Source organism: Allokutzneria sp. NRRL B-24872 (assembly GCF_002155965.1).
Taxonomy (GTDB): domain Bacteria; phylum Actinomycetota; class Actinomycetes; order Mycobacteriales; family Pseudonocardiaceae; genus Allokutzneria.
Window position 1 is genome coordinate 15268 of sequence record NZ_MUMH01000018.1, and the last position, 21874, is coordinate 37141.

Here is a 21874-nt window from a genome sequence, read left to right on the forward strand (position 1 = left end):
TCGCGGGCAACGAAACCCGCGAACGGCTCCCCACAAGGCGCTAGCGGTTCGAAGCGGCCTTCACGAAGGTGGCCAGGTCCGCGGACTGCTGGATGCGCGAGGGCTCGTGCACGTACATCATGTGCCCGGCCTCGTAGTACTTCACCTCGATGTTGTCGCGCAGCTCATCGGGAATCTGCAGCTGCGCCAACACCTGCTCGGCCGCGAAGTACGGCGTCGCGCCGTCGTGGTAGCCCGACGCCACGTGCACCTTGAGGAAGGGGTTGGCGCGCATGGCTTCGGCGAGCTTCCCGGAAACGGTGACGTGCCGGTTCTCGAACTCCTTGTAGGACCACGGGTGCACGGCCCGCGAGAGGACTTCGTAGGGCAGGTCGTTGGAGTAGCCGAGTTCCGTGCGCACGTAGTGGTTCAGCGCGGCGGAGTACGGGCCGGTGATCGCGGTCATCGACGGGTCGGAGCCGTAGGACTCGACACCGCCGTCGCGCTCCCAGCCGGTGAAGCGGCCGTCGAGCCTGCCGACCACGAGCCCGCGCGAGCGCAGCAGCTCCGTGTAGAAGCGGACGTGCTCGATGCGCAGGTTCACGCGGTCCACGTAGTCGGTGGACAGACCGGTCAGCGAAGCCACCTTCTGGACGGCCTCCGCACGCTCCTCGGCGGTCAGCCTGGAGCCGCGCGCCAGCGCCCACAGGAAGTCGCCCGCGGCGTACTCCTCGGCCTCGGCGAGGACGTCCGCGAGGGGCCGGTCGCCGTGCAGGCCGTGGTAGTGCGCGATCGCGGCGTAGGTCGGCAGGAACAGCGCGTGCGGCTGGTCGTTGCCGGGGGTGAACCGGATCGTGCCCATGTCCAGCACGGACGAGATCAGCATGAGCCCGTTGAGGTACATGCCGAAGCGCGTCTGCAGGTACTCCGCCAGACCCGCCGCGCGCAGGGTGCCGTAGGACTCGCCGGCGAGGAACTTCGGCGACATCCAGCGGCCGTTGCGCGAGGTCCACAGGCGGATCACCTCGGCGACGGTCTCCAGGTCACCGGTGTAGCCGTGGTGCTCGCCCGGCTTCTCCCCGGCCGCCGCGCGCGAGTAGCCCGTGGACACCGGGTCGATGAACACGAGATCGCTGTGCGCCAGCAGGGTTTCGGCGTTGTCCGCGAGGCCGTAGGGCGGCGGGGTCAGTTCGCCCGCGTCACCGCTGAGCACGCGCTTGGGGCCGAGCACGCCCATGTGCAGCCAGACGCTCGACGAGCCCGGGCCGCCGTTGAACGCGAACGTCACCGGCCGGTCGGCCGCGCCGCCGTCCACGGTGTAGGAGGTGAAGAAGACCTCGGCCTTGGGCTTGTGCCCGTCGAAGGTGCCGTCGGTGTGCACCTCCTTGCGGAGCACGACGCGCCCCGCGGTCGCGGTGTAGTTCAGCTTGCGGCGCTTGATGGTCAGGGCGTGCCGTGTGGTCACCAGGTCGTCGACCGGCTCGTCCTGCCGAGACGGTGCGGCTGTCTCGGCGTCGAGCTCCTTGTCGCTGGTGCCCTTCGGCTCCTTGGCGTCTTTCGCTGGCATGACGCGACCTTAACTCGCCCGTCGCCGATTATTAGTTGAACTCAGCAACTGCTTTGCCCATCCGTTACCTCGGGCATCCTGTGCGCGTGGACCCCGTTCGCCAGGATCTGGAAGCGCTCGACGCCGCCGTCACCTCCTGCCGCGCCTGCCCCCGCCTGGTCGCCTGGCGCGAGGAGGTCGCCGTCGTCAAGCGCGCCGCCTTCCGCGACCACGAGTACTGGGGGCGGCCCGTCCCCGGCTTCGGGCCCGCCGACGCCGCGTTGGGGATCGTCGGCCTCGCGCCCGCCGCCCACGGCGCCAACCGCACCGGTCGCATGTTCACCGGCGACCGCTCCGGCGACGTCCTCTTCGCCGCCCTGCACGCCGTCGGGCTCGCCACCCAGGCCGAGGCCGTCCACCCCGCAACGGGGCTCCGCGACGACCGCCTCCGCCTCATCGGCACGCGCATGGCCGCTCCCGTGCGCTGCGCGCCGCCGGAGAACAAGCCGACGCCGACCGAGCGCGACACCTGCCGCCAGTGGCTCAGCGCCGAACTCGGCCTGCTCCGGCCCACCCTGCGCGCCATCGTCGTGCTCGGCGGCTTCGGCTGGCAGGCGCTGCTGCCGGTGCTGGCGTACTCGTCGTGGACCGTGCCCGCGCCCCGCCCCAAGTTCGGCCACGGCGCCCGCGTCGAGCTCCCCGCCACCGACGACGGCCCGCCGCTGACCCTGTTCGGCTGCTACCACGTCAGCCAGCGCAACACCATGTCCGGCCGCCTGACCCCCGCGATGGTCGAAGCCGTCCTCACCGCCGCCAAGCACACCGCGGGCCTGCCTTGAGACACCGGCTGGCGCGAAAGCGTTCCGCAAATTAAGCTGTTCCGCGTGACGCGGAACGGTCCACTTTGCGGAACGCCCTCTTCGGAGAGGGTGCGAGAGCTGATGGCCGCTCTTGGCCACACGCTGCCGTCCGCCTGGTCCCTCACGGTCGAACGGGAGCGCCGCAGCGCCGGGCTCGAGGTGGACGCTCTCCTGCGCCTGAGTTCGCCGGACGGCTCGACGGCGGTGATCGTCGCCGAGGTCAGCCGCAAGCTGGAACCCCGAGCGGTGCCGCACATCCACACGCTGGCGCAGCGCTGGCGCTCCGTTTTCGCCGCGGACGCGGCCATGATCATCGCGCCGTTCGCGTCCCCGCTGGCGCGGGAGCGACTCGCCGAAGCCGACCTCGGCTGGTTCGACCAGACGGGAAACCTCCGGCTGCGGCTCGACCGGCCGAGCGTGTTCATCGATCGGCAGGGGGCCGACCGGGCCCCGTTCACCGATGCCGCCGACCGCCGCTTGAAGTCCCTGCGCGGTCCCGGTGCCGCCCGCGTAGTGCGCGGGCTCCTGGACGGCCGAGGTCCGGTCGGGGTGCGGGCACTGGCCGCGGGAGTCGGTGTCGGTGCTGGCACGAGCGCGCGCGTCCTGGAGTTGCTGGACCGCGAAGGGCTCATCGGTCGCAGCGAGGCCGGTGAGGTCACGCGCGTGCGCAAGAGATCCCTGGTGCGCCGGTGGAGCCAGGACTACGGCCTGATGACCTCCAACGAGGTCGTGCGCATGATCGATCCGAGGGGAGTCGAACACGCGCTGAGTGCGCTCCGGAAGCTCTCGGACGACGACCACGTGGTGACCGGCTCGGCGGCAGCGCGCGCGTACCTGCCGCAGGAGACCCTGTCCGTCGTGCCGCTGACAGCACTGACGGTCTACACCCCTGAACCAGGGGCGCTGGAACGCGATCTCGGTCTCCGGCCAACGGAACGAGGGGCGAACGTCCTGCTCGTGCGGCCCTTCGACGCGGTGCTCTTAGAAGGTGCCCGAACCCGCGATCGGCTGCTGTGCGCACCGGCCTTCCAGGCCGTGGTCGACCTGCTGACGGGGCCAGGGCGGTCGAGTGAAGAAGCGGAGCAGCTGATGGCGGTTCTGGCCGCCGACGATCCCGGATGGACTGCGTGACCCACCCCGAAACACCCCGCGAGTACGTCGAAGCTCGCGCTGTTCTGCTGGACGCGCTCGGTGCCTTGTCCGCGCATCTCGACGCGGTCGTTCTCGTCGGGGCACAGGCCGTCTACTTCCACACAGGCGCTGGTGACCTCGCTGTCGCGCCGACAACGACCGACGCGGACGTGGCACTCGCCCCCGACCTGCTGTGCGACGAGCCGCTGCTCGCCGATGCCCTCGCCTTCCCGTGCACGGCAACAAGGTCGCTCGGCGAACGGTCGGCTTGGAGCCCGCGCTCATCGACAACGCGTGGCACGAGATCGCCGCACTGGACCCGAGCGATTCCCGGCGAGCGCGGCTTCGGGTGGCCGGTCCCGCCGCGCTCCTGGTGGCGAAGATCGTCAAGATTGAGGAGCGCCGCGCGACGCCGCATCGGCTCAAACCCAAGGACGGGCTCGACGTGTTGCGCCTGCTCCAGGTGATCGACATGGGCGCGAGGTCGCCGGCCAGCTGATGATGCTCGCGTCGCACTAGGTGGCCGGTGCGGTCACGGCGACCGCCTTGAAGGCGCTGGCGGAACACGGCCGGGACGCTGGAGGGCCGATCGCCTCAGCTGCCGCGGCGGCGGTCGCCGGGCTCGACGACGAGGAGCGAACCGCTCTCTCCACAGCATTCCTCATCGACGAGTTGCTCAGGGCTGCATCGAAGCACGTCTGAACAGCCCGTTCCGCAATCGCCCTGTTCCAAGTAACGCGGAACGGCCCGATTCGCGGAACACCTGGGCATGCGCCGCACCGCCAACGCCGCGTTTGGCGCGTTGAACGCACTGAACGGGTCGTTCAGGGCCAACGGGGCCGGTGACTGGGGGTGGTGGGGTGATCACGGCTGGCGAATGGGCGCGGTCGAGGTGTCGAGTGGCCGGTGTGCGCCTGGCCACGTTCACCGTGCGACCTGCGGTTTCCCCGTCGTTGAGTGCCAGGACACGTGCGTTTTGCCCGGCGTTGCGCAGGTGCGGGTGCGACCATTTGTGTATGGCTGCTGTGAGGTCTCAACCCACTCGCATTCTGGTCGTCGGCGGCGGTTACGTCGGCATGTACACCGCGCTGCGGCTGCAGTCCAAGCTGAAAGCCGGTGAAGCCTCGGTCACCGTCGTCGACCCCCAGCCGCACATGACCTACCAGCCCTTCCTCCCGGAGGCGGCGGCTGGTTCCATCGAGCCCCGGCACGTCGTGGTCCCGCTGCGCAAGGCGCTCAAGCGCTGCCACGTGCTGACCGGCCGGGTCACCAAGATCAGCCACGCGGACAAGGTCGCCACGGTCGAGCTGCCGGACGGCCACGTCGAGGAGCTGGGCTACGACGTGCTCGTCTCCGCCCTCGGCTCGGTCGCCAGGACGCTGCCGATCCCGGGCCTCGCCGAGCGGGGCATCGGCTTCAAGACGGTCGGCGAGGCGATCCTGCTGCGCAACCACGTCCTCTCGCGCATGGACCTCGCGGCGACCACGGTCGACCCCGAGCTGCGCCGCAAGCTGCTGACCTTCGTGGTGATCGGCGGCGGCTACGCGGGCATCGAGGCGCTCGCCGAGCTGGAGGACATGTCGCGCTACGCGACCCGCTACTACGAGAACATCAAGCCCGAGGACATGCGCTGGGTGCTGGTCGAGGCGACCGGCCGGGTGATGCCCGAGGTGAGCCCGAGGATGGGCGTCTACACGGTGGAGCGCCTCGCCGAGCGCGGCATCCAGGTCTACCTCGATACCCGGGTGAAGAGCATGGTCGACGGGCACGTGGTGCTCGACGACGGCACCGAGTTCGACTCGGAGACGATCATCTGGACGGCCGGGGTGAAGGCCAACCCGGTGCTGGAGAACACCGACCTGCCGAGGGATTCGCGCGGCCGGGTGCGCTGCACCTCCACTACCCAGATCGAGGGACTGCGCGACGCGTGGTCGGCCGGTGACTGCTCGGCCGTCCCGGACCTCGCCAAGGTCGAGCAGGACCCGCAGGCGATGTGCAGCCCGTCGGCCCAGCACGCGGTCCGCCAGGCCCGGCAGATGGCCGACAACATCATCGCGGTGCTGCGCGGGAAGCAGCCGAAGCCCTACCGCCACAAGCACGTGGGCTCGGTCGCCAGCCTCGGTCTCTACCGGGGCGTCGCGGAGCTGTTCGGGGTGCGGGTCAAGGGATTCCCGGCCTGGTTCATCCACCGGACCTACCACATGAGCCGCATGCCGACCTTCAACCGCAAGTTCCGAATCGTTATGGACTGGACCCTGGCGCTGGTGTTCCGGCGCGAGGTCGTCTCGCTCGGGCAGATCAACGATCCGAAGGCGGATTTCGTTCGCGCAGCTAGGAGCTGACTAGAGTGCTCGGTACGGCCCGGTAGCGATCTTGTAAGGCACCCGGCGTCACGGTGGTCCGAACGGCTCGCGTCGACAGCTCGGACAGCGGACGGTAATTTAAGGTTGCCTTGACATTGCGTTAGGTTGAAACCGAGACTACGCGAGGTGCATCACCTGAACGTGTGAGGCATCACACCGGAGAAGAGGTGACCGCTATGTCGATCAAGGAGTTGGCCGCCCTGGTCCGCCAGGGCAGGGCCGACGACAGCGCGCTCGCCGACTACGCCTCGGAGTACGCCAAGGCGCGGAAGGTCTTCCGCAAGAAGGACGACTAGAGATGTCGAGTGTCGGGTGGGAGCAGGAGGGCGCCCTGTTCCCACCCCACCAGCCGGCCACGGAGCCGGCTGCCTCCGCGACCACGCCTCCAGCGGCTCCCGCTCCGACCACGACCTCACCTCGGCCCGCTCCGCTGCTGCTGCAGGGCCAGGACTACTACTACCGGTCCCCGAACACCTGCCTGGACTTCCAGGAGCGCGTGCACGAGATGGGCCTCGTCGACGACGACGGGGACCCGGTGCCGTGCGTGCTGGTGCTCGCCAGGGCCGCCGACATGGAGATGAACGAGCTCTCCCTGGCGCTGGCCGAGCGCGGCATCCGGATGGCCCGCGTGGACGCCGACCGCTGCCTCAACCTCGCGCTGACCGTCTACACCGACGCCCCGCTGATCGAGCTCGACCAGCGGCTGCTGCGGCCGATGCTGGTGTGGCGCAGGCACTTCGACCTCACCGCCGTCCCGGTGGACCCGCGCACGATCAACGGCTCGTACTCGGTGGACCAGTGGCGCTCGGTGGCCAACTGGCTCTCCGGCCGGACCGATTGGGAGCACGTCAACCCGACGCGGGCGACCTGCCACCTGGACCGGCTCACCCAGCTCACCGACGCGCGGGCGTTCGGCTTACGCGTGCCCAGGACGGCCGTGACCACCCAGCCGGGGCGCAGCAGGCCCGGCGGCGGCCAGTGCATCGTCAAGACCGCGGGGCACCACCTGCTGGAGCCGAGGCCCGGCGCGCTGCACGGGCTCTTCCCGCGCCCGCTGGACACCAGCAGGGCCGGGGACGTCCCCGAGCCCGCCCCGGTGATCGTGCAGCAGTACGTGAACTCCGAGGGCGAACTGCGGGTCTTCGTGGTGGGCGAGAAGCTCATCGCCTACCGCGTCGACAAGCTCGACCCGGCGCAGCTGTGGGTCGACCCGGACGCGGTGACGGTCACCAGGGCGGAGATCCCGGACGCGCTCGCACAGCGGCTGCGCGCGCTGGCGCGGCACTGGCGGGTCCAAGTCGCGGCCTTCGACCTGCTGGTGACCGGCTCGGAGCACGTGTTCCTGGAGGTCAACGTCAGCTGCGACTGGCGCTGGTTCGAGCACCGGGCGGGCAGCTCCGAGGTGTCCGAGGCAGTGCACGAGTGGGTCGCGACCAGGTTCGCCGAACTGGGTGCCGCCCGGGGCACGCGCTGAGCGGTCATCCGCCGGATGGCCGGTCCGCCGCGTTACAGAAATTGGGCCTCATGGGCGACTTGTCACGTACGGCTCCCGCAAAGCGGGGTTGATTGTTTAGGCTGCCCGCTGCCCCCGTAGCCCAATCGGTAGAGGCAGGCCCCTTAAAAGGGTCAGAGTGTCGGTTCGAATCCGATCGGGGGCACCATCGCGACGCCGGTCCGAATGCTCGGACCAAGATCGTCCAGAACCCTAGCAGAATCCTTTCGTCGCTGGTCAGCGGCCCACTTTGCGATCACTGCACGTAGCACCGGCCGCGCGTTGATGATCTTGCTGGGGCGCACTCGTCCGGGTGTGCCGAGCACGGATCGTGAACCGGGCTCGGGTGATCACCGGGTTCGGCCGGGGGTGAACGGTGCCGAGAGAGCGACCGGGTGATCTCGATCACGACTCCGGCGGGTCACAGTTCGAAGGCGGTGCCGTCCGGCGGAGCCTCGACGCCCGCCGCCGCCAGCTCCGCGTGCTCCGGGGAACCGTTGTCCAGCACCGGGTTGGTGTTGTTCAGGTGCGTGTAGAGCCGCCGCGTCCCCGGATGGGCGCGCAGGGCTTCCAAGCTGCCCTCAGGGCCGCTGATCGGGATGTGCCCCATGGACTTCTGCTCCCCACCGCCGACCGCGCTCCCCGTCGCGCCGGGCATCTCCTGCGCGGAGTGGAAGGTGCCGTCCAGGATGACGCAGTCCACGCCGGACACCAGCTCGTCGAATCCTTCCGGCCACGAAGCCAGGCAGGGCGCGTACAGCAGCGCTCCGCCGGTCTCCGGGTCGCTGATGCGGTACGCGCACACCCAGGGGCCCTCAGCGGTCGACTCGGCCGCGTAGCGCGGGCGTTTGCCGCTCACCGGGATCGCGGTCACCAGCAGCCGGGCGCCGCCGGGCTCGACGACCTCGAACTCCGCGCCGGGCTCGGCGATCTCCCAGTCCCACTGGCGATAGCGCGCCACCACTCCACGCACGCCGAAGTCGTGTTCGAGCGCGTGCGCGACGGCGGGGGGAGCCCAGACGCGCAGGCCGCCGCCCTCGCGCAGCATCAGCAGGCCGAGTGTGTGGTCCAGTTCCGCGTCGGTGAGCAGGACTCCGCTCAGCGGGGTGTCACGCGGACCGGGACCGGGCGTGAACTCGGGAGTGGACACGATCTGCGCGCGGATGTCGGGGGAGGCGTTGACCAGGAACCACCCGCGCCCGGTCGGGCTCACCGCGATGCAGTCCTGGGTGCGCGCCGGGACGTCGCCCGCGCGGCACGCGGCGCACATCCGGCACGCGCAGTTCCACTGCGGGAAACCGCCGCCCGCTGCCGTTCCGAGCAGGACCACCTTCATCGGACTCTCCCGGGCGCGCGCATCGTGAGTTCGACGTCGACCGTCGGCTGCTCGGCGAGGATCTCGTCGACCAGGCCGCGGTTCGGTGACAGGGAGCAGACCGGGTCGGTCGCGGTGGCGTCCCCGGTCAGCAGGAACGCCTGGCACCGGCAGCCGCCGAAGTCGGTGTCCTTGCGCGGACAGCCCCGGCACGGCTCGCTCATCCAGTCGGTGCCGCGAAAAGCGTTGAAAGAACTGGAGGAGTACCAGATCTCCGCGAGCGGAGTGTCCACAATGGACGACAGTTCGAGCGTGGTGATCGCGGTGGCGGCGGGACAGGGGAGCACGGTGCCGTCCGGCGCGACGGTGAGCTGTCTCGCGCCCCAGCCGTGCATGCAGGGCTTCGGGTGCGCGTCGGCGTAATCGGCCACCACGTACACGATCTGCATCTTGCCCGCGAGCCGTTCGGTCGCCTCGCGCACGATCGGCTCCGCCGCGTCGAGCTGGTCCCGCGTCGGCATCAGCGCCGTGCGGTTGCGCAGAGCCCAGCCGTAGTACTGGGTGTTGGCGAGTTCGAGCCGTTCCGCGCCGAGTCGTTCCGCGGTCGCGATCAGCTCAGCGATCTCGCCGTGGTTTCTCCTGTGCAGCACGGTGTTCACCGTCAGCGGCACCCCGACCTCGGCCACCGCCTCCGCTGCGACGAGCTTGTGCTTGAACACCCGTGCGCCCGCGATGGCGTTGTTGTTGGCCTCCGAAGCGCCCTGGAGGGAGAGCTGCACGTGGTCGAGGCCGCGCTCGACGAGATCAGCCAGGCGCGGAGTGGTCAGGCCGACGCCGGAGGTCACCAGGTTCACGTAGCAGCCGAGGCTCCTGGCGTGGCTGACGATCTCGGGGAGGTCGGTGCGCGCCAACGGTTCTCCACCGGAGAGGTGGACCTGGAGCACGCCGAGATCGCGCGCCTGGTCGAGCACTGAGCACCACTGCTCGGTGCTCAGTTCCTGTTGGCGCGCAATGAGTTCGAGTGGGTTGGAGCAGTACGGGCAGTGCAGGGGACAACGATGCGTCAGCTCGGCGAGCAGGCCAAGAGGAGCGGCTGCTTCCGGCACTAGGCCACCTCCACGACGTGCCGTTCCACGAAGCGCGCCAACACCTTCTGCACGTCCTCGATCCGAACGCCCTTGTAGGTGTCGGAGAGCGCGGTGACGATCTCGGAGACCGTGCGCTCGCCGTCGCAGAGTTCGAGCACGGCCACCGCCGTCGCGTTGGGCATCAGCACGCCCTCCGGGAACAGCAGGACGTGCGCCTGCCGGACGCGGTCGAAGCTCAACCGCACCCCGCGCCGGTGCCTCGGTCGCTGGTCAGGCCCGATCACGTTGCACCCCAGCGAGTTCGAGGGCGTCGAGGATGCTCCACAGCACGTCGCACTTGAACGACAGCGCCCGCACCGCGAGGTCCTGCTGCTCACGAGTCACGCAGTGCTTCACGACGAGGTCCAGCGTCTGCTTGCCCTCACCGGAAACCGCCTCGATGCGCGTGGTGAAGTACGCCAGGTCCGCGCGGTCGATCCAGTCGTAGTTCGCCAGCATGTCGGTCACTCGGCGCCGCATCAAGTGCCCGGAGAACATCTCGGTGAGCCCGGACGCGACGGCCTCCACCCACGGCTTGCGCCGGGCGAAGTCCACGTAGGCGTCCACGGCGAAGCGCACCCCGGGCAGCACGTGCCGCTGGTCGAGCACCTCGTCCCGGGTCAGCCCGACGGCCTCGCACAGCCGCAGCCACTTCTCCGCTCCACCCTCGCCGTCGGCGGCTCCGTCGTGGTAGACGATGCGGTCCACCCACAGTCGCCTGACCTCGGCCAAGGGGCAGTTGGAAACGATCGCCGCGTCTTTCTGCGGGAGCACGCACTGGTAGTACCAGCGGTTCGCCGCCCACATCCGCAACTCGGACCGGCTCAGTTCACCCGAATGCAGTCTGTGGTGAAAAGGGTGTGATCCCCAGTAGCGTGGAGCCAGTCCGCGTAATGCGGTTACGAATTCTTCTTCCGACAGCATTTCCGTGCTCACCGAACTCCCAACAGCAGAAAAAACCGTGCGTCGCGACCAGACCGCCGCCAGTTCAGGTCGCAACGCACGGCGCTCGTCGTCACCGGGCCGCGTAGGCGGTGACCTCCATCGGAGTGTCGTACTCGACGAAGTCGGGCATGACCCACTCAAGGTGTTCGGTGTTCTCCACGGACCACTCCCGTCGTTCATCTTGCCGTGGTGGACGTCACAACCGTAGGGGTGTTCGCCGGGAAGCGCCAGACCCTGGAGGTACGTTTCGGAAACTACCTTTACCTCTTGACGCTCCTCGTCGGATAGCGCTTCCCTGGTTTCTCCGGATTCGCATTGAAGTTTATGTACATGAATCCGTCCCTGCGCAATCCGCGCGGCTGGTGAGGCTAGCGAGGAGAGAAGATGAACCAGAAGAGTGGCGTGGTCGTCGGTGTGGTGGCGGCCCTCGCGCTCGGCGCGGCGGGCCACGCGTCCGCGGCCGAGCCGAAGGCGATCAGCCAGATCGTCGGTGGGCTGAGCCAGGCGTGGGGGCTGGACTTCCTCCCCGACGGCAGCGCGCTGTTCACCGAGCGCAACAACGCCAGGATTCGCAAGCTGGACAAGGCGGGCAAGCTCAGCGAGGTCCAGAAGATCCCCGGCGTGGCGACCTCCAACGAGGGCGGGCTGCTCGGCATCGCGGTGTCGCCCGACTACGCCACCGACCAGACCGTCTACGTCTACTACACCACCGCCAGCGACAACCGCGTCGCCAAGCTCAAGCTCGGGCAGACCCCGCAGCCGGTCCTGACCGGCATTCCCAGGGGCGCGCAGAACCACCAGGGCGGCAGGCTGGAGTTCGGCCCGGACGGCCACCTCTACGTGGGCACCGGAGACGCGCAGAACGGCTCCAACTCGCAGAACGACAACTCGCTCGCGGGCAAGGTGCTGCGGATGACCAAGGACGGCAAGCCCGCCCCCGGCAACCCGAAGCCGAACTCCGTGGTCTACGCCAAAGGTTTCCGCAACGTGCAGGGCCTGGCGTGGGCCGGGAACCAGCTCTACATCAGCGATATCGGGGCCAGCAAGCTCGACGAGCTGAACAAGGTCGACGCCGGCAAGAACTACGGCTGGCCGACCTGTGAGGGCGCGTGCTCCACTGCGGGTATGACCAACCCGGTGAAGAGCTGGGCCACTTCGGCGGCGACGCCGAGCGGGCTGGAGTACTTCAAGGGCAGCCTGTACATGGCCTCGCTCAAGGGCGGCACGTACAAGCTGACCACCGCCGGTGCGGGCTCGAAGCTCTATACGAGCCTCGGCCGGACGCGCGCGGTCGAGGCGGCGCCGGACGGCTCGCTGTACGTGATCACGCCGACGGCGATCCACCGCGCAGACGGCAACTGACGCCGCATGATCGGGCCGGAGTCCACTGTGGACCCGGCCCGTCGTGCGGCCCTTGACGAGGCAGCGCCGACCTCCTTGGCCGCTGCGCGACCAGGACTACGACGACGATCAGCTTCTGTGGCAGCGCAAGAACGGTGAAGAGGTCGTCATCCACTTCGCGACCAAGGGATTGACCACCGCGTTCCTCAACGACGTCAAGAAGGGGGTCGAGTCGTGGGACCGCAGTCCCTGCGTGCAGCCGCGGCTCACCGAGACCTGCGCGCCGCAGACGAACTGCGTCACCATCGGTCTCAAGAAGACCAGCAGTGAGGGCGACGACGGCAATTTCGACGCGATCGAGAAGGCCACGCTGAACGTCGTCAAGCACGAGATGGGGCACGCCATCGGCTTGCGGCACTGCAAGACCAAGGGCGTCCTCATGCACGGTGACACCAACAAGGTCACTGAGCCCGACCGCATCGACTACGACAACCTGCTGGTCCTCTACGGACGGCAGTGAACGAACGGGCCGGAGCCCACTGTGGACACTGTGGACTCCGGCCCGCGTTCGTTCTTCACACCTGCGGTGTCGCCACCACGATGCGGTTCTCGTTGTAGCCCAGATCGCCGCCGACCCACCGGCCCCCGCAGGTCACCAGCACCAGCCGGTGCGGTCCCTGCTGCGAGAACAGCCGGTCGGCCGACTCGGGCAGCTCGTTCTTGTGCAGCGTGATGATCTCGCTGATCTTGTAGCGGAACACCTTGCCGCCCGCCGCGCTCATGTCCGAGACCGTCACGTCCTGGCCCTGCTCGGCCTTCCACAGCTCGTTGAAGGGACCGACGGAGCCGCGGAAGTTCACGTGTCCCGCGAGCAGGGTCGCCCCTGCTGGAGCGCCGAGACCCGCGCCCCACCACGTCGCCTCGCGGACGCCCTCGGGCACCGGGAGGGTCGCGTCGGGGCCGACTTCCTTGCGCACCAACGTCGCCGTGCCGCCACCGGGCAACCGCACGGTGCCCGGCTTCTGCCCGGACGGCGGTTCGGGCGCGACCGGAGCGGGCGGTGCCGGAGCGCTGATCACGCCGCCGGGCAGGCCCCAGCGGCGCACGCTGGTGCTGGAATCGCTCAGGTCCGTGCCCGGCAGCAGCTGGACCGGCGGCCGCTCGGCCGAGTCGACGGCCTCACCGACGACGGAGGTCCGCAGGTCCAGCCCGGCCACGCCCATCGCGGCCGCGACCGCGGCGACGACGAACAGGCCGATGCCGGTCTTGGTGCGACCACCAAGACCGGCCCGGCTCGGGTAGAGCGACTGTTCCTTCGCCATCACCGGCGGGCGCCCCTGCCGCGCCGCACCGTCAGCACCAGCGCTGCCGCCGTGGCGCCGAGGACGCCGATACCGGCGAGCGCCGCGGTGTTCACGCTGGTCGTGGTGGTGCCGCTGACCAGCGCCAGTTCGCCGAGATCACCGGCGGGGATGGTCTTCGGCACGGTGATCTTCGGCGTGTTCGGCTTGTTGGTCAGTGTGAGCGCGAGCGTCGCGCCCGGCGTCAGCTTCCCGCACACGGTCGGCGGCGCCGAGGGGTCGAAGCCCTCCTCGTAGCCGGGCGCGGGGGCCACCTCGATGAGGCACGCCTCCTGCGGCGTCTTCAGGTCGGCGATGCTCACCAGACCATCCTGCCCGGTCTGCAGCACCGCCGGCTTGCCGTCCGCGCCGACGAGCTTGGAACCGTCCTGCTTCTCCAGCGCCGAGGTCTTGTCGGCCGCGGTCACCCGCAGCGCCACCCCGGCGACGCCCTTCGCGGTGGCCGCGTCGACCTTGCTCAGCTTGACGATGCCCGGAGCGGTGCGGGCCTTCGCCTCGGCCTCGGCCTTCGCGGTGCTCTGGCCGCCGGTGGTGATGATCTGCTGCGCCTTCGGGTTGGACGGGATCAGCAGCACCGGGTCGGCGTTGGGGTTCTCCACCGAGCCGGCCAGCTTCGGCGCCTCGCCGGTCGGGGTCAGCGCGATGCTCAGCGGCTTGCCGTCCTTCGGCGTCCGGGCGGCTTCCCCGCCGCCCAGCGTGCCGTCGGTGGCCGTGAGCTTCACCGGAACGTCACCGACCGGCTTGCCCGTCGCCGAGACCACGCTCAGCTGCCACTTGCCCGCCTTGCCGATGATCTGGTCGTCCTTCGGCGCGGTCAGCTCGACCTTCCACGGCCCGAAGTGCGCGTCGGCGTCCTCGCGCAGCGCGCCGACCGAGGTCTTGGCCTCGTCGGTGAGCCGGTCGAAGTGGAACTTCTCGTCGTAGCCCACCGTGTCGAAGGTGTTGCTCGGGTCGAGCCGGCCCGCGTCGGTGGTGCCCGAGGTCCACACGTGCAGCACGTGCGCCAGCGCGGCGGCCTCGTGCACGGAGGTGGTGTCCTGGTAGCGGAGCAGCAGGTAGGAGATCTTCGCCGGGACGTCCTTGCCCAGCGGCTCACCCCACTTGTTGGTCAGCGGCCCGTTCGCCTGGGTGTACTCGACGCCGTCGTCGGGCACGTTGAGCCCGAAGCGCACGCACCACACCTGCTTGCCGCGCCAGTCGTAGGAGCCCAGCCAGTCCTTGGGCTCGGGGTTGTTCTTGTAGGGCTGGGCGTCGGTGTGCTGTCCCAGCTTCTCTCCGGAGGCGACCGCGACGGCCGGCAGTGCCAGCGATGCGGTGATGGTGAGCAGAGCGCCCGCGGTCACACCCGCGAGCAGCCTGCGGTGGCCCAGCCGTTGGCCAGACATATGGCTCCTCGGTTGATCTTGACGCCGATCACGTGTGCGGCATCCGCGACGATGGTTTCCGCACCCCGGACAGGTCACAAGCCACCGTCGGGGCGACAACCCGAGGAGGACAACGTGCGCGTTGCGTTGGTGAATTAGCACATTCGGGTCAATCCGCTGGTACACCCAGTCGTATCAAGATCCACGAATGGCCGCTGGAGATCGTCACGTACCGCCGGTATGTGGCGTGGTCGACATCGAAGAACAAAGATCGGCCTCGATTCGCCGGACCCTGGGGTCGGTGTCGGCGGCGAAGAGTAAAGTTCGGCTTTAACCGTCCCGGGAACCCCAGCGCGTCGACCGACGTTGTACTCGGCGGACGGTGTGAAACACGTTCCTGGAGGACTGAGGTGCGCACTTCTAGCAACCCGGCGTTCCGCAACCTGCCGAGCAGTGGCGGCTACGCCTCGTTCCAGCACGGCGGTCAGGCCGCCGGCTACGACCCCTACCCGTCGGCGCCTCCCACCGCCGAACGACCGATCACCGCCGACGACGTGGTCATGAAGACCGCCGCGTCGCTGGCCGTCGTGATCGTCGCCGGTGTCCTCACCGCGATGAGCGGCGGGGCGATGTACGCGCTCGCGCTGCCCGCCGCGCTCGTCGGCATCGGCATCGCGATCTTCATGTGCTTCCGGCCGAAGCCGAGCGCCGCGCTGACGCTGATCTACTCGGCGGCCCAGGGCATCGTCCTCGGGGCACTCACCGGGCTGTTCGAGAGCATCCCGCAGATGAAGGGCATCGGCGTCCAGGCGCTCATCGGCACGGCCGCGGTGTTCCTCGGCATGCTGATCGTCTACAAGACCGGCGCCATCCGGGTCACCCCGCGCCTGACCAAGATGATCGTCGCCGGTGTCATCGGCGCCGCCGTGCTGATGCTGGCCAACATGCTCGTGGGCTTCTTCGTCCCCGGCGGACTCGGCATCCGCAACGGCTGGCTGGGCATCGGCATCGGCCTGCTGTTCATCGTGATCGCGGCGTTCACGCTGCTGCTGGAGTTCGACCAGGCCGACGAGATGGTCCGCGCCGGCTACCCGGCCAAGTGGGCCTGGTTCACCGCCTTCGGGCTGGTGGCCTCGCTCGTGTGGCTCTACGTCGAGATCCTGCGCCTGCTGTACCTGCTCCGCCAGGAGTGATCCACCCGCACGACATGCGAACGGCCCCGGTCACCTCGACCGGGGCCGTTCCGCGTTCTCGGGTCGAACGGCTCAGGTGCACTCGCGGAACGTGCGGCCCTTGATCGTGATCTTGCCGCCGTGGCCGCAGATGCCCAGGCTGTGCTTGCCGCCACCGCCGGTGATCGGGATGCAGACGTAGCCGACGTTGCCGGGCCCGCCGCCCGCGTCCTGGTAGGACCGCGCGACGGCCTCGCACTCGCCGCACGATGCGTACTCGCCCTCGAACGTGCTGTTCGGGCCTTCGCCGCAGACCTGCGGCGCCCGCTCCGCCGCGCTCGCGGGCGCAGCGGCGACCAGGGGGAGCAGGACGCAACAGAGCGCTGCGGCGAGGCCGAACCGTCCCGTGTGCTTCTTCAAGATCATTATCGGAGTGTCGTGCCAAGCCCTGCCGGGCGCCACCGCTACAGGCGAGCCTGAAACGCGAGGTCAGCTCAGGCGTTCCAGCACCATGGCCATGCCCTGGCCGCCGCCGACGCACATGGTCTCCAGGCCGAACTGCTTGTCGTGGAAGCGCAGCGAGTTGATCAGCGTGGTGGTGATCCTGGCCCCGGTCATGCCGAAGGGGTGGCCGACCGCGATCGCCCCGCCGTTGACGTTGAGCCGGCCCAGATCGACGCCGAGCTCCTGGTAGGACGGGATGACCTGGGCGGCGAACGCCTCGTTGATCTCGACGAGGTCGATGTCGCCGATCGACATCCCGGCCAGCGCGAGCGCCCGCTTCGACGCCTCGACCGGGCCGAGGCCCATGATCTCCGGCGAGAGCCCGGAGACGCCGGTGGAGACGACCCTGGCCAGCGGGGTGAGGCCGAGCTGCTTCGCCTTGGTGTCACTCATGATCACCAGCGCCGCCGCGCCGTCGTTGAGCGGGCAGCAGTTGCCCGCCGTGATCCGGCCGTCGGGGCGGAACACGGGCTTGAGCGTGGCGGTCTTCTCGTAGGTGACACCGGCGCGCGGGCCGTCGTCGGCGCTCACCACGGTGCCGTCGGGCTTGGTGATCGGCGTGATCTCGCGCGCCCAGAAGCCGTTCGCGATCGCCTGCTCGGCCAGGTTCTGCGAGCGGACGCCGAAGTGGTCCATCTCCTCGCGGCTGATTCCCTTGAGCAGAGCCAGGTTCTCCGCCGTCTGACCCATCGCGACGTAGACGTCCGGCGCAGCGCCGTCCTCGCGCGGGTCGTGCCATTCGCCCGCGCCCTGCTCCGCGACGCGCTGCGAGCGGGCCTCGGCGTCGGCGAAGAGCGGGTTGTGGGTGTCGGGCCACGAGTCGGAGCTGCCCTTGGCGAAGCGCGAGACGGTCTCCACGCCCGCGCTGATGAACACATCGCCCTCGCCCGCCTTGATCGCGTGCAGTGCCATCCGCGTGGTCTGGAGGCTGGACGCGCAGTAGCGGGTCACCGTGCAGCCGGGCAGGTGGTCGTGGCCGAGCAGCACCGAGACCACGCGCCCCAGGTTGAAGCCCTGCTCGCCACCGGGAAGGCCGCAGCCCAGCATCAGGTCGTCGATCTCGCGCGGGTCGAGCTGCGGGACCTGGCCGAGCGCAGCGGTGACCACCTGGGCCGCGAGGTCGTCCGGGCGGACGTCGACGAGCGAGCCCTTGCCCGCGCGGCCGATGGGGGAGCGGGCTGCTGCGACGATCACGGCTTCTGGCATCGCGGGACTCCTTCGTCCGAGGGGCTGGCCCGACACTACTCGTCGGTAACCCTAGTTGTGGCGGTGGAACCTCTTGGCCCGCGCGGCCTCGATGCGGGCGGCGATCCGCCTGCTCGGGCGCATCGCCTCCGCGGCGGCCGAGCGCGTCGGCGGCTCGGCGATCGGCCCGCCCTGCCACACGCCGATGGCACTGCACAGCGCGGGCAGCAGCACCTCCACGGAGATCAGGTAGCCCGCCGCCGAGGGGTGGAAGCGGTCAGCGCTGAACAGCTCGGCGGGGCGGGTCAGGAACTCCGGCGACAGCAGGTCGGCGAGCGGGACCGGCATCCCGCCCGCGCGCTCGATCGCGCGGTGCTGCGTCTTGGCCAGCAGCAGGCTCCACGAGCGCACCAGCGAGCGCAGCGGCTGCGGGATCGGCCGCACCGCTCCCAGATCGGGACAGGTGCCCGCGACCACGGCGGCCCCGGCCGCGCGCAGCCTGCCGACGTTGCTCTCCAGCAGCGCCGCCGAGGTCGTGATCGGGATCTGCGTGGTGACGTCGTTGCCGCCGATGATCACCAGCGCCAGGTCGGGCGGCTGCCGCAGCGCCAGGTCCACCTGGCCTTCGAGGTCCCTGCTGGTCGAGCCGCTCACCGCGTACGTGGTCAGCTGGACCGGCAGCTCCGACTCCTCCGCGAGCGCCTTGGCCAGCAGCACCGCGGGCAGCTCGGCCGCCGTCTCCACACCGAGCCCGGCCGCGATCGAGTCGCCGATCATCGCGAAGAGCACCGGCGGCTCACCGACGGCGGGGTCCTCCGGCGCGAGCGGTCCCTCACCGGTCGGCAGGTACACGCCGTCGGCCCGGGGCGGTGGCGCCTCGGGCAGGCCGATGATCAGCCGCGCTCGCCGCGACTGCTCGTTCAACAGGCTGTACACGGCGCCGGAGAGCCCACCGAGGGCTCCAGCGGCCGCCGCCGCGATTCGCAGTGCGCGCAGACCTGCCACCGCGAGGACCTCCTTCCGCCACCCGCCGCCCGACCACCGCTGGACGAGTATCGGGCGGCTCCCCCAGAAGACGCAGAACTCACCGCCGATTGTTCCGCATCGGGTGCGTTCTCCTCACCTGTCGGCCACGACCGCCCATACCGGACTTCGCGCTGGTGGCGGCGGGGACTACCCTCGGCACGCCACAGGCCGCTGCGGTGGGCACCACCCCCGTGCGGTCGCGCAGACAGCTGAGAGGGAAGCACCGGTGGAGTACGCCGAACACATTGTCGACCTCGTGGGCAACACCCCGCTGGTCAAGCTGAACTCCCTGGCCGAGGGGCTGGCACCAACCGTGCTGGCCAAGGTCGAGTACTTCAACCCCGGCGGCAGCGTGAAGGACCGCATCGCGCTGCGCATGGTCGAGGCGGCGGAGCGCTCCGGTGAGCTGCTGCCCGGCGGCACCATCGTCGAGCCCACCTCCGGCAACACCGGTGTCGGCCTCGCGCTCGTCGCCCAGCGCAAGGGCTACAAGTGCGTCTTCGTCTGCCCGGACAAGGTCAGCGAGGACAAGCGCAACGTCCTGAAGGCCTACGGCGCCGAGGTCGTGGTCTGCCCGACCGCCGTCGCGCCGGAGCACCCGGACTCCTACTACAACGTCTCCGACCGCCTGGTCAGCGAGATCCCCGGCGCCTGGAAGCCCAACCAGTACGCCAACCCGCAGAACCCCGAGAGCCACTACCACTCCACCGGCCCGGAGCTGTGGAAGCAGACGCAGGGGCGGATCACCCACTTCGTCGCGGGCATCGGCACCGGCGGCACCATCTCCGGGACCGGCCGCTACCTCAAGGAGATCTCCGGCGGGCAGGTCCAGATCATCGGCGCCGACCCGGAGGGCTCGGTCTACTCCGGCGGCTCCGGGCGCCCGTACCTGGTCGAGGGCGTCGGCGAGGACTTCTGGCCGACCACCTACGACCGCGAGATCTGCGACGAGATCGTGGCGATCTCCGACGGCGACTCCTTCGACGTGACCCGCCGCCTCGCCCGCGAGGAGGGCCTGCTCGTCGGCGGTTCCTGCGGGATGGCCGCCGCGGCGGCGCTGCGGGTGGCCGCCAAGCTCGGCCCGGACGCCGTGGTCGTCGTGCTGCTGCCGGACGGCGGGCGCGGCTACCTGTCCAAGGTCTTCAACGACTCGTGGATGTCCTCCTACGGCTTCCTCCCGCCGGACCAGAACAGCCACACCGTCGGGGATGTGTTGCGCCGCAAGGACGGCACGCTTCCCGAGCTCGTGCACGCCCACCCCAACGAGACCGTCGCCGACGCCATCGCGGTGCTGAGGGAGTTCGGTGTCTCCCAGATGCCCGTGGTGAACGCCGAACCGCCCATCATGGCGGCCGAGGTCTCCGGAGCGCTCAACGAGCGCGATCTGCTCGACGCGCTGTTCACCGGGAACGCCCAGCTGACCGACCGCGTCGAACAGCACATGTCCCCGCCGCTGCCGACCATCGGCGCCGGTGAGGCCATCAGCACCGCGATGAAGGCGCTGTCCGATGCGGACGGCGCGATGGTGCTGGAGGATGGCAAACCGGCAGGCGTGGTGACCCGGCAGGACGTGCTGGGTTTCCTTGCAGGCCGTTGACCTTGAAGATCGACACAACGACCACGGCCACTGCGCCTCTGGTCCGTTCGGAGCATCCGCTAGCGTTGCCGCACACGGACTTACCGGCCAGGCCAAGGGGGTAGGAACCCGATGACCGCTCCTCAGCCGCCCAACAACCAGAACCAGGGCGGCCAGCAGGCACCAGGCGAGAACAACGAGGACAAGGGAGGGGCCGTGGCGGAACAGCCGACACCGTCCTCGGCGGGAGATCTCCCGACGACAACGCATGGCGCCGGCCAGGAGGGCGCGCAGGGGATCAGCTCCGCGCTCGGCGGTTCCGGCGACTCGGCCGACGCGACCCAGGTCGTCGCGCCGTCCACCCCGCAGGCGGCCCCGGGGGCCGCTGACGCAACTCAGGTCGTCGGAGGTGGTGCCCCCGTGCAGCAGCCACAGCAGCCACAGCAGCCCTACGGCCAGCAGCAGCCGCAGTGGGGTGCCCAGCAGCCGCAGCAGCAGTGGGGCCAGCAGCCCCCGCAGCAGCCCGGTACCCCCTCCGGTGGCTTCCAGCAGCCCGCGTGGGGCGCCCAGCAGCAGCCCGGCGCGCAGCCGCAGGGCCAGTGGGGCCAGCAGCAGCCGCAGGGCCAGTGGGGCCAGCCCCAGCAGCAGTGGGGTCAGCAGCAGGGCGGCGGCGCTCCGCCGATGCTGCTGATCGCGATGTGGGCCAGCATCGGTATCGGTGGTCTGTTCACGATCCTCGGCATCGTCGGGCTGATCAACAGCATCGAGGCGTTCTCGTACCTGAGCAAGGCGCAGAGCTCGCTCAGTGAGCTGTCGCGCCAGTTCGGCGGGCGCATTCCCACCCCGTCGGCCGGTCCCGGCTCCGGCACGCTCGTCTTCGCGCTGATCCTCGGGATCGTGATCCTGGTCGGCTCCGCCGCCACGGCCGCCTGCGGCTGGTTCGCCGGGCAGCAGGGCAAGGAATGGGCCCGGCTCGGCGCTGGCGTGAGCGCGGGTGCCGTCGCGCTCTCCGGCCTGATCACCATGATCGCCGTCGGCGCCGGTGCGACGTCGATCTTCGCGATGCTGCTCTTCGCCGGTCTCGCCGTGCTGTGGTTCCTGCCGATGACCGTGGCCGAGGTTCGCGCCAAGGCCGGGATGCAGCCCGCGCAGGCGGGTGGCTGGGGCCAGCAGCAGGGCCAGTGGGGCCAGCAGCAGCCCCAGCAGGGCCAGTGGGGCCAGCAGGCCCAGCCGCAGCAGGGGCAGTGGGGCCAGCAGGCTCCGCAGCAGCCCCAGCAGCAGTGGGGTCAGCAGCAGCCCGGCCAGCCGGGTCAGCAGCAGGGGTGGCCGGGCCAGCAGTAGGCCCAGCCGCTCGAACTGAGTCGTTCCACCGCGCCAGCCCCCGGCACACCGCCGGGGGCTGGCGCCGTTTCCGCGGCCCCAGCAGTGGGGCCCGCCGCCGCGGCGACCGAGTTCGTCGGGGCTGACGTTCGCGAGGGTCAGCAGCCTCATTCTGTCCGGTCTGAACATCGGGTGTCACTCGCGCTGCGTTCGCGAGCTGCGTGTGCAGTGACGCAGAGCGGGCGCGTGTCGGTGCCGGGATCTCGT

Annotated in this window: 22 protein-coding genes and 1 tRNA gene; 12 read left to right on the forward strand and 11 right to left on the reverse strand. The window is 69.9% G+C overall.

Annotated elements, in window-relative coordinates:
- Positions 1-40: 40 nt before the first annotated feature.
- Positions 41-1546 (reverse strand): S10 family peptidase, encoded by a 1506-nt coding sequence (locus CCN37_RS04900; protein ID WP_086819444.1) that lies wholly within the window; start codon positions 1544-1546, stop codon positions 41-43.
- Positions 1547-1632: 86 nt separating this feature from the next.
- Between CCN37_RS04900 and CCN37_RS04905 the strand changes: the two genes are divergently transcribed.
- From CCN37_RS04905 to CCN37_RS04935, 7 genes are all read left to right on the forward strand, one after another.
- Positions 1633-2364, forward strand: a complete 732-nt coding sequence (locus CCN37_RS04905; protein WP_210407873.1) for a uracil-DNA glycosylase — start codon at positions 1633-1635, stop codon at positions 2362-2364.
- A 102-nt stretch (positions 2365-2466) separates the two neighbouring features.
- Positions 2467-3516 carry a hypothetical protein gene (locus tag CCN37_RS04910; protein WP_086819446.1) on the forward strand — a complete coding sequence of 350 codons (1050 nt, stop codon included), beginning with the start codon at positions 2467-2469 and terminating at the stop codon, positions 3514-3516.
- Between the two features lie 232 nt (positions 3517-3748).
- The gene (locus CCN37_RS04915) at positions 3749-4015 is read left to right on the forward strand and encodes a hypothetical protein (RefSeq protein WP_086819447.1); all 267 of its coding nucleotides are present in this window, start codon (positions 3749-3751) and stop codon (positions 4013-4015) included.
- A gap of 20 nt (positions 4016-4035) precedes the next feature.
- The gene (locus CCN37_RS04920; RefSeq protein WP_086819448.1) at positions 4036-4218 is read left to right on the forward strand and encodes a hypothetical protein; all 183 of its coding nucleotides are present in this window, start codon (positions 4036-4038) and stop codon (positions 4216-4218) included.
- Positions 4219-4532: 314 nt separating this feature from the next.
- Positions 4533-5858 (forward strand): NAD(P)/FAD-dependent oxidoreductase, encoded by a 1326-nt coding sequence (locus CCN37_RS04925; protein WP_086819449.1) that lies wholly within the window; start codon positions 4533-4535, stop codon positions 5856-5858.
- Between the two features lie 319 nt (positions 5859-6177).
- Entirely contained in the window at positions 6178-7353 is a 1176-nt protein-coding gene (locus CCN37_RS04930) for a RimK family alpha-L-glutamate ligase (protein WP_246842814.1), read from the forward strand.
- A 110-nt stretch (positions 7354-7463) separates the two neighbouring features.
- Positions 7464-7540, forward strand: a tRNA-Leu gene (locus CCN37_RS04935).
- A gap of 252 nt (positions 7541-7792) precedes the next feature.
- Here the strand turns inward: CCN37_RS04935 and pqqB are convergent.
- The 5 genes from pqqB to pqqA form a co-directional block, all read right to left on the reverse strand.
- A complete protein-coding gene (pqqB, locus tag CCN37_RS04940; protein ID WP_086819450.1) occupies positions 7793-8707 on the reverse strand; it encodes a pyrroloquinoline quinone biosynthesis protein PqqB in 915 nt (304 codons plus the stop codon).
- Positions 8704-9792 carry a pyrroloquinoline quinone biosynthesis protein PqqE gene (gene pqqE / locus CCN37_RS04945; RefSeq protein WP_086819451.1) on the reverse strand — a complete coding sequence of 363 codons (1089 nt, stop codon included), beginning with the start codon at positions 9790-9792 and terminating at the stop codon, positions 8704-8706. The genes pqqB and pqqE overlap by 4 nt, the downstream gene beginning before the upstream one ends.
- Positions 9792-10058, reverse strand: a complete 267-nt coding sequence (pqqD, locus tag CCN37_RS04950; protein WP_371503599.1) for a pyrroloquinoline quinone biosynthesis peptide chaperone PqqD — start codon at positions 10056-10058, stop codon at positions 9792-9794. The genes pqqE and pqqD overlap by 1 nt, the downstream gene beginning before the upstream one ends.
- Entirely contained in the window at positions 10045-10737 is a 693-nt protein-coding gene (pqqC, locus tag CCN37_RS04955) for a pyrroloquinoline-quinone synthase PqqC (protein ID WP_086819452.1), read from the reverse strand. The genes pqqD and pqqC overlap by 14 nt, the downstream gene beginning before the upstream one ends.
- Before the next feature lie 91 nt (positions 10738-10828).
- A complete protein-coding gene (gene pqqA / locus CCN37_RS04960; RefSeq protein ID WP_086819453.1) occupies positions 10829-10918 on the reverse strand; it encodes a pyrroloquinoline quinone precursor peptide PqqA in 90 nt (29 codons plus the stop codon).
- Between the two features lie 224 nt (positions 10919-11142).
- On the opposite strand from pqqA, the gene CCN37_RS04965 reads away from it, so the two are divergent.
- Positions 11143-12120, forward strand: a complete 978-nt coding sequence (locus CCN37_RS04965) for a sorbosone dehydrogenase family protein (RefSeq protein ID WP_086819454.1) — start codon at positions 11143-11145, stop codon at positions 12118-12120.
- Between the two features lie 52 nt (positions 12121-12172).
- Positions 12173-12619 (forward strand): matrixin family metalloprotease, encoded by a 447-nt coding sequence (locus tag CCN37_RS04970; RefSeq protein WP_168200523.1) that lies wholly within the window; start codon positions 12173-12175, stop codon positions 12617-12619.
- Between the two features lie 55 nt (positions 12620-12674).
- Here the strand turns inward: CCN37_RS04970 and CCN37_RS04975 are convergent, their stop codons facing one another.
- Together CCN37_RS04975 and CCN37_RS04980 are read right to left on the reverse strand one after the other, a co-directional pair.
- Complete coding sequence (locus tag CCN37_RS04975) at positions 12675-13421, reverse strand: class F sortase (RefSeq protein WP_086819456.1); 747 nt, start codon at positions 13419-13421, stop codon at positions 12675-12677.
- Entirely contained in the window at positions 13421-14845 is a 1425-nt protein-coding gene (locus tag CCN37_RS04980) for a hypothetical protein (RefSeq protein WP_086819457.1), read from the reverse strand. Before CCN37_RS04980 ends, CCN37_RS04975 begins: the two co-directional genes overlap by 1 nt.
- A 389-nt stretch (positions 14846-15234) precedes the next feature.
- Here CCN37_RS04980 and CCN37_RS04985 point away from each other — a divergent pair, with 389 nt between their 5' ends.
- The gene (locus tag CCN37_RS04985) at positions 15235-16017 is read left to right on the forward strand and encodes a Bax inhibitor-1/YccA family protein (RefSeq protein WP_086819458.1); all 783 of its coding nucleotides are present in this window, start codon (positions 15235-15237) and stop codon (positions 16015-16017) included.
- Between the two features lie 72 nt (positions 16018-16089).
- Here the strand turns inward: CCN37_RS04985 and CCN37_RS04990 are convergent, their stop codons facing one another.
- From CCN37_RS04990 to CCN37_RS05000, 3 genes are all read right to left on the reverse strand, one after another.
- Positions 16090-16422, reverse strand: a complete 333-nt coding sequence (locus CCN37_RS04990) for a hypothetical protein (RefSeq protein WP_086819459.1) — start codon at positions 16420-16422, stop codon at positions 16090-16092.
- A 63-nt stretch (positions 16423-16485) separates the two neighbouring features.
- Entirely contained in the window at positions 16486-17706 is a 1221-nt protein-coding gene (locus tag CCN37_RS04995; protein WP_086819460.1) for an acetyl-CoA C-acetyltransferase, read from the reverse strand.
- A 51-nt stretch (positions 17707-17757) separates the two neighbouring features.
- The gene (locus CCN37_RS05000; RefSeq protein ID WP_086819461.1) at positions 17758-18690 is read right to left on the reverse strand and encodes an SGNH/GDSL hydrolase family protein; all 933 of its coding nucleotides are present in this window, start codon (positions 18688-18690) and stop codon (positions 17758-17760) included.
- Between the two features lie 247 nt (positions 18691-18937).
- On the opposite strand from CCN37_RS05000, the gene CCN37_RS05005 reads away from it, so the two are divergent.
- Positions 18938-20308, forward strand: coding sequence for a cystathionine beta-synthase (locus tag CCN37_RS05005; RefSeq protein WP_086819462.1), 1371 nt, complete (start codon positions 18938-18940; stop codon positions 20306-20308).
- Positions 20309-20419: 111 nt separating this feature from the next.
- Positions 20420-21628 carry a hypothetical protein gene (locus tag CCN37_RS39630; RefSeq protein ID WP_168200524.1) on the forward strand — a complete coding sequence of 403 codons (1209 nt, stop codon included), beginning with the start codon at positions 20420-20422 and terminating at the stop codon, positions 21626-21628.
- Positions 21629-21874: the final 246 nt, after the last annotated feature.

Coding starts and splice junctions, on each gene's coding strand:
- pqqC (WP_086819452.1), bottom strand. CDS start 10,737: ATGCTGTCGGAAGAAGAATTCGTAACCGCATTACGCGGACTGGCTCCA.
- CCN37_RS04925 (WP_086819449.1), top strand. CDS start 4,533: ATGGCTGCTGTGAGGTCTCAACCCACTCGCATTCTGGTCGTCGGCGGC.
- CCN37_RS04990 (WP_086819459.1), bottom strand. CDS start 16,422: ATGATCTTGAAGAAGCACACGGGACGGTTCGGCCTCGCCGCAGCGCTC.
- CCN37_RS04975 (WP_086819456.1), bottom strand. CDS start 13,421: ATGGCGAAGGAACAGTCGCTCTACCCGAGCCGGGCCGGTCTTGGTGGT.
- CCN37_RS04900 (WP_086819444.1), bottom strand. CDS start 1,546: ATGCCAGCGAAAGACGCCAAGGAGCCGAAGGGCACCAGCGACAAGGAG.
- CCN37_RS04930 (WP_246842814.1), top strand. CDS start 6,178: ATGTCGAGTGTCGGGTGGGAGCAGGAGGGCGCCCTGTTCCCACCCCAC.
- CCN37_RS04965 (WP_086819454.1), top strand. CDS start 11,143: ATGAACCAGAAGAGTGGCGTGGTCGTCGGTGTGGTGGCGGCCCTCGCG.
- CCN37_RS04995 (WP_086819460.1), bottom strand. CDS start 17,706: ATGCCAGAAGCCGTGATCGTCGCAGCAGCCCGCTCCCCCATCGGCCGC.
- pqqB (WP_086819450.1), bottom strand. CDS start 8,707: ATGAAGGTGGTCCTGCTCGGAACGGCAGCGGGCGGCGGTTTCCCGCAG.
- CCN37_RS04980 (WP_086819457.1), bottom strand. CDS start 14,845: ATGTCTGGCCAACGGCTGGGCCACCGCAGGCTGCTCGCGGGTGTGACC.
- CCN37_RS39630 (WP_168200524.1), top strand. CDS start 20,420: ATGACCGCTCCTCAGCCGCCCAACAACCAGAACCAGGGCGGCCAGCAG.
- CCN37_RS04910 (WP_086819446.1), top strand. CDS start 2,467: ATGGCCGCTCTTGGCCACACGCTGCCGTCCGCCTGGTCCCTCACGGTC.